At 55.3% G+C, this 15,235-nt stretch carries 10 protein-coding genes; 4 read left to right on the forward strand and 6 right to left on the reverse strand.

Annotation, left to right across the window (positions count from 1 at the left end):
* The first annotated feature begins 432 nt into the window (after positions 1-432).
* Positions 433-2,706, forward strand: coding sequence for a primary-amine oxidase (gene tynA, locus EKN83_RS14115; protein ID WP_126801159.1), 2,274 nt, complete (start codon positions 433-435; stop codon positions 2,704-2,706).
* A gap of 120 nt (positions 2,707-2,826) precedes the next feature.
* Positions 2,827-3,933, forward strand: a complete 1,107-nt coding sequence (locus tag EKN83_RS14120) for a GGDEF domain-containing protein (RefSeq protein WP_126801160.1) — start codon at positions 2,827-2,829, stop codon at positions 3,931-3,933.
* 98 nt (positions 3,934-4,031) lie between these two features.
* On the opposite strand, the gene EKN83_RS14125 is transcribed toward EKN83_RS14120, so the two are convergent.
* Positions 4,032-5,531, reverse strand: a complete 1,500-nt coding sequence (locus EKN83_RS14125; RefSeq protein WP_059385319.1) for an aldehyde dehydrogenase family protein — start codon at positions 5,529-5,531, stop codon at positions 4,032-4,034.
* 241 nt (positions 5,532-5,772) lie between these two features.
* Between EKN83_RS14125 and feaR the strand changes: the two genes are divergently transcribed.
* A complete protein-coding gene (gene feaR, locus EKN83_RS14130) occupies positions 5,773-6,681 on the forward strand; it encodes a transcriptional regulator FeaR (protein ID WP_045286523.1) in 909 nt (302 codons plus the stop codon).
* On the opposite strand, the gene EKN83_RS14135 is transcribed toward feaR, so the two are convergent.
* From EKN83_RS14135 to EKN83_RS14145, 3 genes are read right to left on the reverse strand one after another with little or no spacing between them, the layout of a single operon-like run.
* Positions 6,682-6,999, reverse strand: coding sequence for a YdbL family protein (locus tag EKN83_RS14135; protein WP_059385317.1), 318 nt, complete (start codon positions 6,997-6,999; stop codon positions 6,682-6,684). It abuts the gene before it with no gap.
* 7 nt (positions 7,000-7,006) lie between these two features.
* A complete protein-coding gene (locus EKN83_RS14140; RefSeq protein WP_025757982.1) occupies positions 7,007-7,198 on the reverse strand; it encodes a YnbE family lipoprotein in 192 nt (63 codons plus the stop codon).
* Complete coding sequence (locus EKN83_RS14145; protein ID WP_126801161.1) at positions 7,195-9,834, reverse strand: YdbH family protein; 2,640 nt, start codon at positions 9,832-9,834, stop codon at positions 7,195-7,197. Before EKN83_RS14145 ends, EKN83_RS14140 begins: the two co-directional genes overlap by 4 nt.
* A 210-nt stretch (positions 9,835-10,044) precedes the next feature.
* Here EKN83_RS14145 and EKN83_RS14150 point away from each other — a divergent pair, with 210 nt between their 5' ends.
* Complete coding sequence (locus tag EKN83_RS14150; RefSeq protein ID WP_126801162.1) at positions 10,045-11,034, forward strand: 2-hydroxyacid dehydrogenase; 990 nt, start codon at positions 10,045-10,047, stop codon at positions 11,032-11,034.
* Positions 11,035-11,053: 19 nt separating this feature from the next.
* Here the strand turns inward: EKN83_RS14150 and EKN83_RS14155 are convergent, their stop codons facing one another.
* Together EKN83_RS14155 and EKN83_RS14160 are read right to left on the reverse strand one after the other, a co-directional pair.
* Positions 11,054-12,259 (reverse strand): MFS transporter, encoded by a 1,206-nt coding sequence (locus tag EKN83_RS14155; protein WP_045286520.1) that lies wholly within the window; start codon positions 12,257-12,259, stop codon positions 11,054-11,056.
* Positions 12,260-12,353: 94 nt separating this feature from the next.
* Positions 12,354-14,960 (reverse strand): EAL domain-containing protein, encoded by a 2,607-nt coding sequence (locus EKN83_RS14160; protein WP_126801207.1) that lies wholly within the window; start codon positions 14,958-14,960, stop codon positions 12,354-12,356.
* Positions 14,961-15,235: the final 275 nt, after the last annotated feature.

Genomic DNA, 15,235 nt, shown 5'->3' on the forward strand with positions numbered 1-15,235 from the left:
CGTGGCCTGCAGGGATGCAGGCTCATGCCCGACCCGATAGCCTGAAGGAATAAGCTGAGGGCACCGCGAAGCGGCGATTTACCGCCGGGAGCCCGGGTCGCCAGGGTGGTGGCGATTGAGCCACCCTGGCACGTTCACAGGTCATGCAGTTACAGAGTAGCAAGAAATATAAAGTGAACGGAATGACCACTACAGCCGTATGTTCCCCCTCACCCCAGCCCTCTCCCTCAAGGGAGAGGGGGTTGCCTGTGCTGACATCATTTGTGGGGAGAGGAAATGGTCCGGCATGTGATGTATCCCCGCTCTTTTTTTAACCTGGCAAAGCTGACAAATAATCTGGCAGATGCAGGCAAACGCTTTTCTCATGGGCCTGTCAGGATAAGGCTGTCACAACACAATAAACCCTAAAAACACAACAAGATGAGGTCTACGATGGGAAGCAATTCTTCTTTTTCTGCCCGTAGAACGGCACTGGCCATGGCCGTTGCGCTGTGTTGCGCCTGGCAATCCCCTGTTTTCGCCCACGGCAGTGAGGCGCATATGGTCCCGATGGACAAAACGCTACAGGACTTCGGCGCGGACGTTCAGTGGGATGATTACGCACAGATGTTTACCATTGCGAAAGACGGTGCCTTTGTGAAGGTCAAACCGGGTGCCAAAACCGCCATCGTCAACGGCAAAACCCTCAAGCTTGAGGTGCCGGTGGTGATGAAAGGCAAGAAAGCCTTTATTTCAGACAGCTTCATCAACGATGTTTTCCAGTCCGGTCTTGACCAGACCTTCCAGGTTGAAAAAAGCCCTCACCCGCTAAACGCGCTAACGGCGGACGAAATTAAGCAGGCCGTCGAGATTGTGAAAACCTCAGCGGATTTTAAACCCAATACCCGCTTTACCCAGATTGCCCTCGCTGAGCCAGAGAAAGCCAAAGTGTGGGACTTTGTGCTTAACGGCACGCCAGTGGATGCCCCCCGCCAGGCGAAGATCGTGATGCTGGATGGAAAGCACGTTATCGAAAGCGTGGTGGATCTGAAGGATAAAAAAATCCTGCGCTGGGAACCGGTGAAAGACGCGCACGGTATGGTGCTGCTGGATGATTTCACCGCGGTGCAGCAGATCATCAACGAGAGCACCGAGTTTGCTGAGGTGCTGAAAAAACACGGCATTACCGACACCAAAAAAGTGATCACCACGCCGCTTACCGTGGGCTATTTCGACGGTAAAGATGGCCTGAAGCAGGAAGATCGCCTGCTGAAAGTGGTGAGCTATCTCGATGTCGGCGACGGCAACTACTGGGCGCACCCGATTGAGAACCTGGTGGCCGTGGTGGATCTTGAGCAGAAAAAAATCCAGAAAATTGAAGAAGGCGCCGTGATCCCGGTGCCCATGACCCCGCGCCCCTATGATGGCCGCGACCGGGTAGAGACGCCGAAAAAGCCGCTCAACATTACTGAACCGGAAGGCAAAAACTACACCATTACCGGCGACAGGGTTCACTGGCAGAACTGGGATTTCCACCTGAGCCTCGACTCCCGCGTCGGCCCGATGATTTCGACCGTGACCTATAACGACAACGGCAAAAAACGCCAGATTATGTATCAGGGCTCCTTAGGCGGGATGATCGTCCCGTATGGCGACCCGGACGTGGGCTGGTACTTTAAAGCCTATCTCGACTCCGGCGACTACGGTATGGGCACCCTGACCTCCCCGCTGGTGCGCGGGAAAGACGTCCCATCCAACGCTGTGATGCTCAATGAAACCATCCCGGATTACACCGGCGCGCCGATGGAGATCCCACGCGCGATCGCCATTTTCGAACGCTACGCCGGGCCGGAATACAAGCATCAGGAGATGGGCCAGCCTAACGTCAGCACCGAGCGCCGCGAGCTGGTGGTGCGCTGGGTGAGCACCGTTGGCAACTACGATTACATTTTCGACTGGGTGTTCCATGAAAATGGCACCATCGGCATTGACGCTGGCGCGACAGGAATCGAAGCAGTGAAAGGCGTGCAGGCGAAAACCATGCACGATGCCACCGCCAAAGACGACACCCGTTACGGCACGCTGATCGATCACAACATCGTGGGCACCACGCACCAGCACATCTATAACTTCCGCCTGGATATGGATGTGGATGGCATCAACAACAAGCTGGTGGCCATGGTTCCGGAAGTGAAACCGAATACCGCCGGCGGCCCGCGCACCAGCACCATGCAGATCAATCAGTATGATATTGATACCGAGCAGCAGGCGGCGCAGAAATTCGATCCAGGCACTATTCGCCTGCTGAGCAACACCCGCAAAGAGAACCGCATGGGCAACCCGGTCTCGTATCAGGTAATCCCTTACGCGGGCGGTACGCACCCGGTGGCGACCGGCGCGAAGTTTGCCCCGGACGAGTGGATTTACCATCGCCTGAGCTTTATGGATAAACAGCTGTGGGTGACCCGCTACCACCCGGATGAGCTCTACCCGGAAGGAAAATTCCCTAACCGCTCGATCCACGACACGGGCCTGGGACAGTACAGCAAAGATAACGAGTCGCTCAACGACCAGGATGACGTGGTCTGGATGACCACCGGCACCACCCACGTGGCGCGCGCAGAGGAGTGGCCGATCATGCCGACGGAATGGGTTCATACCCTGCTTAAACCGTGGAACTTCTTCGACGAGACGCCAACGCTCGGCAAGAAAAAAGACAATAAATAACTCCCCCGCCGGGCAATTGCCCGGCTTTTTTTTGCCGCAACATTTGAGGATCGTCCAGGCTTGCTTATAGTTACTGATATCTCAGCCGCATGATTTATCCCCCGGACGGGAAAGGATTTTATGGAAAAAAGAAAAAAACCGCCCCTCGAACGGGCGACCTGGCCGACACGCCATGCCATGGTCATGCATGGCCTGGCGAAAAACCTGCCGTGGCTGGCCTTCGTCAACGTCAGTTTCGCGGTAATGATCCTGCTGCGACACGTCCTGCTTAAGCCCGGCGATCCCCTTTATCCGACCTCTCCGCATCTGACAAAAATGGTCGATGCCTCAATGCTCGGCATTATTATCCTCTCTGCGGCACTGGTCCTGATGGCATGGCGACGTATCGCCGGTATCAGCGTGGTGCTGTTTTTCTGTAGCGCCATCTGGTCAGTCGCCTGTTTCTGGTTTGTGACCCAGCTGCTGCTGCCCCATGTCTGGCCGCTGTGCGTCATTCTGTTACTCGCCGGTTTGACGGCGCTCTACTTTTACCCCGAGGGGTTGCTCGCCTTTGAACTTCCGCTCTGGATCACCCTGCTGATTGCTAGCTGGAGGCTCAATGACGGTCTCAACCTTCACTTCGTCATCATCTGGAGCGTGTTTACGCTGATCCTGATCTGCGGGCGTTTCATCCTGTTGAGCTGGTTTGACGAAGCCTGGCGACGCAACCAGCAAAATCAGCTGCTGATTTCCCGGCTGGACGCACTGGCGCATCAGGATCCGTTAACCAAAACCGCCAACCGCCGGAAAATGGAAGTGGTGCTGGAAAACGCCGTTGAGCAGAAAAAAACCTTCTCGGTGATCATGCTGGATATCGACTATTTCAAGCGCTACAACGATACCTACGGGCACCAGGCGGGTGACGAATGTCTGACGCGCGTAGCGCGGGTGCTGAAGCAGTCGGTGCGCACACCTGAGGATGTGGTCTCTCGCTACGGCGGCGAAGAGTTTCTGGTGATTCTGTTTAATTGCCCTGAAGCCATCGCGGAAAAGGTTGCCCTGCGTATTCAGGACGGCCTGCGCGCAGAGGCCATCCCGCACGGTGCCTCAGCGGTCAGCGACCATGTCACGGTGAGCATGGGGATTACGAGTATGGCGGAGGGGCTAGCCGGCACCGAAATCATCGCCCGCGCCGACGCGGCGCTGTACCGGGCGAAAGAGGCCGGGCGGGATCGGTGGTCACGGTGATAAAGCCCGGTGCGGCCTGATGCCCTCACCCTGACCCTCTCCCACGGGAGAGGGAACAAACACTAAAAAGGCAACCTCCCGGTTGCCTTTTGCTTTTACTAGTAGCGCACGCACACCGATTTGGTTTCGCACCAACCGTCCAGCCAGTCCGGGCCAAAGTCGCGTCCAGTGCCGGACTGCTTCATCCCGCCGAACGGCAGGTTGGCGTCAATCAGCGTGTGGCTGTTTACCCAAACAGTGCCCGCCTGCAGTCTGTCGGTATACTCCAGCGCCTTGCTGATATTCTGCGTCCAGACGCTGGCCGTCAGGCCATATTCGGTGTCGTTTGCCAGCTGGAGCGCCTCTTCCCCGTCGGAGACGCGCACCAGGTTGACCACCGGGCCGAACACCTCTTCGCGGGTCAAGCGCAGCCCGGCGTCCGGGTTTACCACCAGCGTAGGCGAAACGTAATAGCCTTTGCCTTCCGGGCCTCGGTTGCCGACGATCAGCTCCGCCTGGCGAGTTTTCGCTTCATCAAGGAAGGTTTGCACCTTGTCGCAATGCGCGCGCGACACCAGCGGGTTGATAAACGCCTCCGGCGACATGCCCGGCCCAACGCTCAGGGATTTCACCGCCTGCTCAAAACCGCTGACCAGCGTGTCGAAGAGCGGCGCCTCAATGTAGATACGGGAACTTGCCGCGCAGACCTGCCCCTGGTTCAGGAAGCTGCCGGTCATCAGGCCTTCGATCACCCAGGCCGGGTCGGCATCCTTCAGCACAATGGCCGGGTTTTTGCCCCCCAGTTCCAGCGTCACCCCGGTTAGCGTGTCCGCCGCCGTGCGGGCAATCTGCTTGCCGGTCGCCGTTGAGCCAGTGAAACTGACCTTGGCAATATGCGGATGCGCGGTCAGCGCTGCGCCACACACCGCGCCGCTGCCGGTTACCACATTGAATACCCCGTCCGGGATCCCCGCTTCGCTGGCCAGTTCCGCCACGCGCAGCATGGTCAGCGGCGTGGTTTCCGACGGTTTAATGACGATAGAACACCCCGCCGCCAGGGCAGGCATCACTTTCCACATCCCGATCATCAGCGGGAAGTTCCACGGGACAATCCCGGCTACCACGCCAACCGGCTCTTTGCGCGTCCACGCCTGGTAGCGTGCGCCCTGCGGCAGCGGAATGGAGAGGTCGAGGGTTTTCCCCGCAATTTTAGTGGTCAGCCCGGCGGTATAGCGCATCCAGTTGAGGGTACAGCCGACTTCAAAGGCGCGGGAAATGTTGATGGACTTGCCCTGCTCCAGCGTTTCAAGCTGGGCCAGCTCCTCGCTGTGCTGTTCCACCAGATCGGCGAAATGGAGCAGGATCCGCTCGCGCTCCGCCGGTAATTTTCCGGCCCAGCTGCGGGCGACAAAAGCGCGCCAGCCGGACATCACGGCGCGGTCAACGTCATCGACGCTGGCATCGGCAGTCGAGGCTATCACCTCGCCCGTGGCCGGGTTATAGACATTGAGCCGTTTTTCACTGTCCGACGCGGCCTGACGCCCTTCAATCCACAGGCCATGATGTCGGTCTAAAAATTGCTGCACGGCAGGCTGAATAGCCACCTGTGATTCAGACATAGGATACTCCTTCGTTATTATTCGCAGGGTGTTTATCCAGTCTAAGAGGGGTTTCGCATTCCCGCTTTTGTCTCTGTGACATTCGCTTTGCCACCTGTGACAGGCTCCGCAAATCGTGATAATTCCGTCTTATAGCGCTGTCCCCGGTGAGTGTTCTTTCCTATAGTCAGCCTCAGAGCTCTGACAAAATGCAACACAAATGCAACAATGCGTAAACGTTGACAGTGCAGTGAGAAAAACGATGGCGTGTGCAAGCGAGCAGGAACAGTATCAGCAGTGGCTGGCGCAAATTAACCAGGTTTGCGGGCGTTTCAACGCGCGTCCTCTGGAGGGAAAATTCTTCGGTGAACTGGAGACCAGCTATGCGCGCAGCCTGAAGCTCAGTACCGTGACCGCTGGCGGCGTTACCCTGTTCCGCTCCCGCCAGGAGATTAAAGACAGTAACGATGCCTGGTTCTATACCGTGTTTCAGCTTGAAGGCAGCGCGCAAATCGAGCAGGACGATCGCCGCTCTGTGCTGAGAACCGGGGATATTACGCTGATTGACGCATCGCGCCCGTGCTCAATTCACTGGCAGGAAAAATCCCGCCAGATTTCGCTGCTGGTGCCCCGTCAGATCATTGAGCAGCAGTGCCGGTTTCAGGAGATCAGCTGCGCGCTGACGCTCTCCCGTTCGTTGCCGACGGTACAGTTAAGCCATCGTCTGTTGATGGAGAGTATGTGTAATGCCGACCTGAGCGACCGGGAAAGTGAAGCGGCGCTTGAAGCGATGGTCTGCCTGCTGCGCCCCGCATTCCAGCAGCGCGAGTTGATTCAGCCGCGTAAGGAACGTCAGTTCCGGCAGGTGGTGGCGCTGATCGACGACAACATTCAGTCTGACTCTCTGCGTCCGGAATGGATTGCCGCCGAAAGCGGAATGTCCGTGCGCAGCCTCTACCGCATGTTTGCCGAGAAAGGGCTGGTGGTGGCGCAGTACATTAAAAACCGTCGTCTGGATCTCTGCGCGCAGGTGCTACGCTCCGCCGGAGATGATGAAAAGCTGGCGGGAATTGGCTACAGCTGGGGGTTCACCGACCATAGCCATTTTTCAACGGCCTTTAAGCAGCGTTTTGGCGTCTCACCGGGTGAATACCGCAGGCGCTACCGTTAGTTACTTTCTGAGCCACTTTCCGTTAATGCCCTTCACGTACTCGCCCGGCTGCGCGCGGGCAACCAGCTTTTGACCTGCCATTTTCGCCACTTCATCCACCGGCAGATTGTTGCTGTCCGCCAGTTTCTGGTAGTTTTCCGTGCGGGCCGCGTTGATGCGGCTGACCAGTGCCAAAGTTTCCGCGTCCTGTTGAATCGGGGCCAGATAGCCGCTGAGGGTTTCCCCCACCCGGCCCTGCGCCCGGGCGTCGTTTAAGGTCAGCGCAGCCGCCTGCACGTTCATCCCTAATGCCAGTAAAATCAGAGCTAATCGTTTCATAGCATCCTCAGAACAGATCGCTGCGCGATTTCAGCAGATTTTCAACGTCTTTATCGACTTTTATATGGATCTCATGTTCGATTTTGACGTTCATATTGATGGTAATCGGCTCTTTTGGCGCGGCGACTTCAATACGCGGCGTACAGCCAGTCAGTAGTGCGGCAGCGGCAACGGTGAGCACACCAGCCCTTGTTTTCATTGTTGTTCCTCACTTTCCTTGCCAGTCGAACTGCGGGGCGCAGGTATCGCCGTATGTTGCTCAAACCAGGTTTGCAGGTTGTCGCCAAAACGCAGGCTGCGCCAGAGGGTAAAGACATTCTCGTCATGGGTATAGTTCAGATTGACGGAGCTGCTTTTGCCCTCCACGCGGCTGGTCCCCTTGATGGTCGCCTGCATGGTTAATTCACCCAGGTTATCTAAATTGATTCTCGTCCACGAACGTGAAATTTCCATATAGCGGAGCCAGTTAATCGCAGCACCCGCCACCATATTATCTTTAACGATGGCGTCTGCCGTATCTTTGTCGATGCGCAGCGTCATGGGGCCAGGGTTGGTCAGCCAGCCATCTTTAATGATCCACTTTTCATTGTCCAGCCAGAACGGCAGCGCTCCGCTGACCGGGCCAGACATGGCAAACTGTTTCGGATTGACGGCACTAATCAGCTCGCTGGAGGAGATATTGTCCACACGCAGCAGGGCCGGATCGTGCTGCGGCATCCGCAACTGCTGCATGGTGATCTTCCCACCGAGGGTTTCCACCTTTACGTTGGTGAGCAGCAGCGGATTGTCCTCGGTCCAGGGATAGTCCCCCTGCAAATCCGCGGTAATGTTGCGCGCGGTTACCAGGTTTTCCACTTCGGCAATGCGCAACGTCACCGGTCCGCGGGTTCCCAACGACCAGGTCCCTTCGCTGAAGCGGAACGGCAGCACAAAATCGACGCCGTTAATCTGGTTATCCGGCATCCAGGCGCTGCCGGACTTCAGCACGCCGTGCCCGCCGGCCTCAAAACCCTGATCGGCCGCCGCCGAGAAGGCAACCTGGGCATAGAGCTCCCCGTCGCGCAGGGTCATTTTCCAGTCTGGCGGGATCAGCGGCTGGAAAACGGTGAGCGACTGTTTTGGCCACCAGGCCTGCCCGCGAAGACGCTCCCCGTCCCAGCGGCCGTTGACCTGTACCGGACCGATGTTGTCCGCACGAAGATCGCCTTTGAACTGGAAAATCGTCGGATCGGTACCGTCGACGCTGAAGGTCAGAACCGACGGCGGCAACACGCTGCCGCCGGAGAAACGGGTCTGCCCGGCATTGAGCGACAGCGCGCCGCTGAAGGTCGGTTTTTCGGGGTCACGGAACCAGCGCACCGGTTGGTCCAGCACCATGCGTGGCTTGCTGACCTCCATCGTGCCGTACTGAAGCTTGTCAAAACCGGTGGAGAGCGCCGTCAGTTCGATAAGGTTGTCGCGCCACTCGCCTTTCCCGGCGACATCCCAGCGGGCATGCATCGGCGTAAAGCCGCCTTTCCCCCAGTAGCGCCACTGCCACAGGCCATTGTCAGGTAAAAAGTCGTTTGCCTGACCGTCGAGGTGGAGCTCAAAATCCCCCATTTCGTTTTCATGGGCGCGCAGAATAGCCTGTAAACGGCCGTCCACGCCCTTTTGCGTGAGCTTCACGCCCGCCAGCGGCCAGCGGATTTCATCGATATCGAGCGAGTCAATGATGCGCCCGCGCGAGCGGAGCAGCGCGCCAGGCTCAAAGGCGAGCTGCGGTTCATACAGGCTGCCGGTCAGTTTTGCCGGCAGCCGGGCGTAAAGAATAAGATCGTTCTGTTTCGCCTCACCGCTCAGGTGCAGCGGCATGTCGCTGTTTTCCATGCTGAGCCTGCCGGGCCCAATATTCAGTACCGCGTTGCCTTTCCCGGCGTCGCCGTGGGTCAGCACATTCAGTCGACCGGTCAGGGTGGCCTTCTCCAGCCCCTGCTGCCAGTTGTCGGCACGAAGCGAAACGCGTCCGCTCAGCGGCATGCCGGAGAGCGCCCAGTTCCAGCGTCCGTCGCTGATGTTCAGCTGCTCCGCGGTGATCTGCCACGGCAGGTCAAGGAGCGGTTCGGGGTTATCCCGCGCCATCACCACCAGTTGCCCCTGATTGTCTTTCCAGTCCAGATCGGCATCGACCAGGGACGTTAGCTGTGGAACGTTAAAGGTCGCCACCGCGTGGCCCTTCACCGGCACGCCATCCGGCACCAGCGGCAGCGTGAACTCGCCCACCAGCTTAACGGGCTGCGGCTGGTCAGGAAGCTGCACATCGAACTGGGTAACAGAGAGCGTCTGCCCGCGAAGTGTCCCCTTAATGCTGACCTGCTCGCCTTTATAGGCGATCTCCTGCCTTGCCGGGGTCAGCGATGCGTTAAGTTCCCCCTGCCACTGCTGCCAGGGTGAAAGCGTCAGACGGTGAACGGTAAGCCAGGTATTCGGTAATACCGCCTGCCACTGGGCCAGCGTTTTCGGGGCAACCGTTGACGGTGCGGACTGGGGAATCTTGCTCAGACAGACGGCGTTGAGATCGAGCGTGCCGATATCCAGCTTCCAGCGGCTGGGATGTGACAGCGTCACGTTATCGATGCGGGCTATCTCGCAATCTTCCACCAGATAGCGGAGGTCGGGGATCACCAACGCGTGACGAGTGAGCTTCGGGCTCTCTTCGAACGCGATGCGCGTCCCGACGGGTAGCCAGATCCCGGCGAGCGTCGGTACCCACTGGGCGAGCGTCATCAGCAGCGTCAGCGGCAACAATATGAACAGCAGTAAAAGCGCAAGTGCGGCTTTGTATTTACCCTTCATGGGCAGTTAATATCCTGATTTAGCGAAAAAATTAAGCCGGCAGTGCCGATCATTGTCGCATGTTTGGCCAGTCAGTTGAAGGAAATGCCATTTTTAAGGATAGATGCTCTAGAATAATTAACAGAACTTATTGAATTCAATAATATTTTATAAATTGTAAGATAATTTTAATCATGCTAACGTGAATGCAAAATCACTGGAGAAAGTCTTATGAAACTCGCGGTATATAGCACAAAGCAGTACGACAAAAAGTATCTGCAACATGTTAACGAGGCTTACGGGTTTGAGCTTGAATTTTTCGACTTTCTGCTGTCCGAAAAAACCGCCAAAACGGCGCACGGGTGTGAAGGTGTCTGCATTTTTGTCAACGATGACGGCAGTCGTCCGGTGCTGGAGGAGTTGAAAAAACAGGGGGTGAAATACATCGCCCTGCGCTGTGCGGGCTTTAATAATGTGGATCTCGATGCCGCCAAAGAGCTGGGTCTGAAGGTGGTTCGCGTGCCGGCGTACTCCCCGGAAGCGGTGGCGGAACATGCGATTGGCATGATGATGTCCCTCAACCGTCGTATTCACCGCGCTTATCAGCGTACCCGTGACGCCAACTTCTCGCTGGAAGGCCTGACCGGCTTTACTATGTACGGCAAAACCGCTGGCGTGATCGGGACCGGTAAAATTGGCGTCGCCGCCCTGCGCATTCTGAAAGGCTTTGGCATGCGTCTGCTGGCGTTTGATCCGTACCCAAGCGCGGCTGCGCTGGATCTGGGCGTGGAGTACGTTGACCTGCCAACCCTGTTCTCGCAGTCTGACGTCATCTCCCTGCACTGCCCGCTGACGCCGGAAAACTACCACCTGCTTAACCAGGCGGCATTCGACCAGATGAAAGACGGCGTAATGATCATCAACACCAGCCGCGGCGGGCTGATTGACTCTCAGGCCGCTATCGAAGCGCTGAAAACCCAGAAAATTGGCGCACTGGGGATGGACGTTTATGAGAACGAACGCGATCTGTTCTTTGAAGACAAGTCGAATGACGTGATCCAGGACGACGTCTTCCGTCGCCTCTCCGCCTGCCATAACGTGCTGTTTACCGGACACCAGGCGTTTCTGACCGCCGAAGCGCTGATCAGCATCTCGGAAACGACGCTCGGGAATTTGCAGCAGCTGGAAAAAGGTGAAACCTGCCCTAACGAACTGGCTTAAATCCCACGCCGGGTGGCGTCTACACTTCACCCGGCACGTTCGTTTCCCAGCTTCGGTGGGCAAAACGCCACCACAGCAGTACGCCCACCAGCGCAATCGCGCTTAATACACTGAATGCCGTCGCAAACGAGTAATGCCCGGCGATCGTACCGGTTAGCGCCGGACTCATGGATGCCCCCACACCCTGCATCAACATCACGACACTCTGCCCGGCATTGACGTGCCCGCTTCCGCGCAGCAGCACCACGATAAACGACGGTACCACGACCCCCAAAATGCCGGCGGCCAGACCGTCGAGAATTTGTACCGGGATCATCATGAACGGTGCGTCCGTACTTGCCGCCAGCGCCGCGCGTACCGGCATCACCAACAGCGCCAGCATAATTAACCGCCAGTAGCCGTAGTGTTCTATCCGGCGTGCGACCCAGATGGCGACGGGGATCATCACGGCCTGTGAGATGATGACGGTACCCGCCGCATACAAACCGGGGTTGATCGAGGCGGGTGCCGCTGCAACCCGCATGCTCAGCATCGGCAGCAGCGCGGCATTCGCCAGGTGGAACAGCAGAAGCGTCAGTCCGGTCACAAACAGCGCCCGGTTTTTCATCAGCACCGCAAAGCCGGGAACCGGCACGCTCGCTGAAGATGCCAGCCCCCGCGCGGCATTGTTGTCGATATCGCCGTTGCGAATGGCCAGCAGCGCACAGAGCGTAAGCAGCGTTGTACAGGTCATCAGCAGGAAAATCCCGCCGACGCCCCAGTACCAGGCAATGCCGCCTGCCATCAGTGCGGTGACAAAGTTGCCGCCGTGATTGAACGCTTCATTTCTGCCCATCTGAGCGCTGAAGCCGTTCTGGCCGGTCAGCCCCAGCGTAATGCCGGTGATCAACGGCCCGACAAATGCCGCACAAATACCGGTGATAATTTGCGAAACGGCGACCACGCTGCTCTGTTGGCTAAACCAGAGCAGAAGCGTGCTCAGGGTGATCAACAGGCAGAGCAGCGCCAGCACGGCACGTTTGTTCCTGGAAGTGTCAGTAATAAATCCTGCCGGTAGCGTGGCCAGTAATCCTGCCAGCCCACCGGCCGTCATCAGTATGCCGATATTGTCCGGGGACCAGTGACGCTCGGTCAGAAAAATACCGAGAAATGGCCCGAGGCCATCGCGAACATCCGCAATAAAAAAACTGGTCAGGCATAATGCCCGCAGCGAACGAAGAGACATACTTCCTGCCTTTGTCTGTTATCGCCTGAAAAAATGAAAATGTAGTATAGCGGGTATTTTTGACAATCAGCGTCACGCGGGTTGTTCAATACTATCAATTCATTGTATGGCCCAGGCTATATGCACTTAATACCGCTGCGTTTAAATTTAAGTCCGCAATGGCAGACGGTTTCCCGAGTAAGTACCCCTGCACTTCATCGCACTTATTTTTCATGAGGAAAGTGAGCTGTTCGAGGGTTTCCACCCCTTCTGCGGTGATGTCCATCGAATAGGCCTTGCCCAGATCGATAATTTTCTCAACGACAGCCTGGTTCTGCGGTGAATCGCCTAACGTAAAAATAAAGCTTTTGTCGAGCTTGAGCCCATCAAACTGAAACTTCCGCAGATAGCTCAGCGAGGCGTAGCCAGTACCGAAATCATCAATCAGAATGCGAACGCCCATTTTTTTGAGGGCCTTCATGGTCTGCAGAGTTTTTTCTGGATCGGAAAGCGTGACATTCTCCGTCACTTCAATTTCCAGCCGCTGGGCTTCGAGCCCGGTGTCATGAAGAATATCTTTAATCCTTTCGGCGAGATCGCTTGCCTGGAATTCAATCGCAGAAATATTGACCGATACCGATAATCCTGGCAAGAACGCTTGCGCATCCAGACACGCTTTGCGAATAACCCAGTTGCTGAGACTAATAATAAGCCCGGTTTCTTCAGCCTGCGGGATAAACTGATCGGGCATCATGTTTCCGCGTTCCGGGTGCTGCCAACGAACCAGGGCTTCCACGGCCTCGATTTTAGAATATCGGAGGTTATAACGCGGCTGATATACCAGAGAGAGCTGGTCCTCGCGAATCGCAGTTCTGAGCTCTAATTCCAGTTTTCTGCGTTCAGTCAGCTTTTCCGACATATCCGGGCGATAATAAACCCATCGGTTTCTACCCGATTGTTTCGCCTGATAAAGGGCAATATCCGCAAAGCGTAAAAGATCGTTTGCGCTGCTGCTGTCCAGTGGCGCCATTGCAATCCCCATGCTGACGCCTATTGCCACATCGTTGCCATCAATGGTGAAAGGACGGTTGAGTTCTTCCACGATACGTTGACACACCTCTTCGATCTGCTCTTTTTGACTGATGTTGCCGAGGAGCAGCATAAATTCATCGCCCCCCTGTCGGGCGACAAAATCCCCGCCACGAACACAATGTTTAAGACGCGAGGCGACCTCGCCAAGCAGTGCATCCCCCGTGGAATGGCCAAAAATATCATTGACGGGTTTAAACTTGTCTAAATCCAGGCAAATCATGGCGAAGGGGTAATTATTAACGCCTTCTTTCGCTAACTGGCCCGCCAGAAACTCCTTAATATGGTACCGGTTCGGGAGGCCTGTTAATTCGTCATGCCGTGACAGGAACTCCACGCGTTTTGTGGCCTCCACTTCCAGAGAAACGTCGGTTGCCGCGCCGCGCAATACAACAGTGCCATCCGGCTGAGTCGAAAATTTAGCCAGCAGCGTGCAATACGCGGTGGCATGTTGATAGTTCGTATAAGGGCAGTTCTTAAATTCGAAGCGCCCTGTTAACGCAGGGCCCGTTACAGGCTTATTAAAACTGCCTCTGGTCGAAGGAAAGAGTTCATCCAACCGGCGACCGATCCATTGACTCTGATCGTATCCTGTGACGGTGGAAAAACGGCCGGACAGCCATGTTATTTTTAACGATAAATCGGTTTCCCAGAACCAGTCGCTGGTGGTTTCACTGACGTCCCGGAAGCGTTTTTCGCTCGTGATAAGATTCAATCTTGCCTGTTCAAGCAGAAACGTATTTTCGTCATGCATTCTCGCCTTGTGCATAATATGGCGCATGAGGATGACCATCATCGAAATTGTCAAAAGTACTGACAGGATCATTAACGGCAGAAAATAGATGATCAACGCCTGACCGGGGTTTTCACTGTCCCAGATAATGTCCACATCACCATTTTGGGTGCGCAGAGTAAATGCCGTCTGGTTATTTGCCTGAGCATTCTCTTTATTAATGGAAGCGCGTACATTATTTATTCCGGCATCCTGCCCAATCGTCAGCAGTTTTTTAGCCGTTAATTTATCAATAAAGACCATGACTGACGGCTTACCCGGTGAGGGTTGTACACTCGGATCATCGCCCGTTGTTATCCATTCGGCTGAAACAATGGCGGGGACGGAATGGATAAGCGTGAGCATGGAGATCGGCAATCCATTTTTCAGGCCAAGCTCATGGAGTAAACGCGCTTTCGTGGGTTTATCTAACCAACTTTCCAGTTCTTCACGTTTCAGTTTCCCGTCAAGCACGCTGTAACACGTGGTCCCTTCCGCTGAGATAACAAACACCCCTTCATAACCAAAATTGTCGTACAGGGACTTACCCAGATTCTGCTTATCCCATGCCCAGTGAAGGTCAATTTTCTGATGAAGATGTTTATAAACATCGCCCCACTCGGCATTGTCTTTAAGATGACTTCGCATGCTTTCCTGGCGAGTCTCTAACGCTTTTTTTAATAAAAACTCATCGTGTTGGTCGCTGATTTGGTTAACATTGTTTTTTATTATTAGCAAGGAAACGATTGCCGCAATGAAAATACTTATCAATAACGTGAAGACATAGGTAAAGGTTTTATTTATCAGCCTTTTAGAATGTTCGGTATCCGTAAAGCCAGGAGTGTTCAGAGGTAGGGTCATCATTCGCCTTCTTAACTGCTCTTACGTCATTTTTTATGCCATCTTCGGTTATCGGCATAAAACAAGAAAATTTTAGCGTTAAAACATGACATTAAAGAATATTTGTTTTCCCTAATCCAGATCAAATGATTAATCATTAACTATTTTGAAAACTCTACACTATTTATAAAACATGCCGTGCAGAATAACTTTATCTCGCATAAATTTAATTTAAATAAAACGTTTGTAGGCGGGAAAGAGGATATTACTTTGTTGGTGCCATTCCAGACTTCAGA

This window comes from Enterobacter sp. WCHEn090032 (assembly GCF_003986875.1).
Lineage (GTDB): Bacteria > Pseudomonadota > Gammaproteobacteria > Enterobacterales > Enterobacteriaceae > Enterobacter > Enterobacter sichuanensis.

Coding starts and splice junctions, on each gene's coding strand:
- EKN83_RS14145 (WP_126801161.1), bottom strand. CDS start 9,834: ATGAAGGGTAAATACAAAGCCGCACTTGCGCTTTTACTGCTGTTCATA.
- EKN83_RS14125 (WP_059385319.1), bottom strand. CDS start 5,531: ATGTCTGAATCACAGGTGGCTATTCAGCCTGCCGTGCAGCAATTTTTA.
- EKN83_RS14135 (WP_059385317.1), bottom strand. CDS start 6,999: ATGAAACGATTAGCTCTGATTTTACTGGCATTAGGGATGAACGTGCAG.
- EKN83_RS14120 (WP_126801160.1), top strand. CDS start 2,827: ATGGAAAAAAGAAAAAAACCGCCCCTCGAACGGGCGACCTGGCCGACA.
- EKN83_RS14150 (WP_126801162.1), top strand. CDS start 10,045: ATGAAACTCGCGGTATATAGCACAAAGCAGTACGACAAAAAGTATCTG.
- EKN83_RS14160 (WP_126801207.1), bottom strand. CDS start 14,960: ATGACCCTACCTCTGAACACTCCTGGCTTTACGGATACCGAACATTCT.
- tynA (WP_126801159.1), top strand. CDS start 433: ATGGGAAGCAATTCTTCTTTTTCTGCCCGTAGAACGGCACTGGCCATG.
- feaR (WP_045286523.1), top strand. CDS start 5,773: ATGGCGTGTGCAAGCGAGCAGGAACAGTATCAGCAGTGGCTGGCGCAA.
- EKN83_RS14155 (WP_045286520.1), bottom strand. CDS start 12,259: ATGTCTCTTCGTTCGCTGCGGGCATTATGCCTGACCAGTTTTTTTATT.
- EKN83_RS14140 (WP_025757982.1), bottom strand. CDS start 7,198: ATGAAAACAAGGGCTGGTGTGCTCACCGTTGCCGCTGCCGCACTACTG.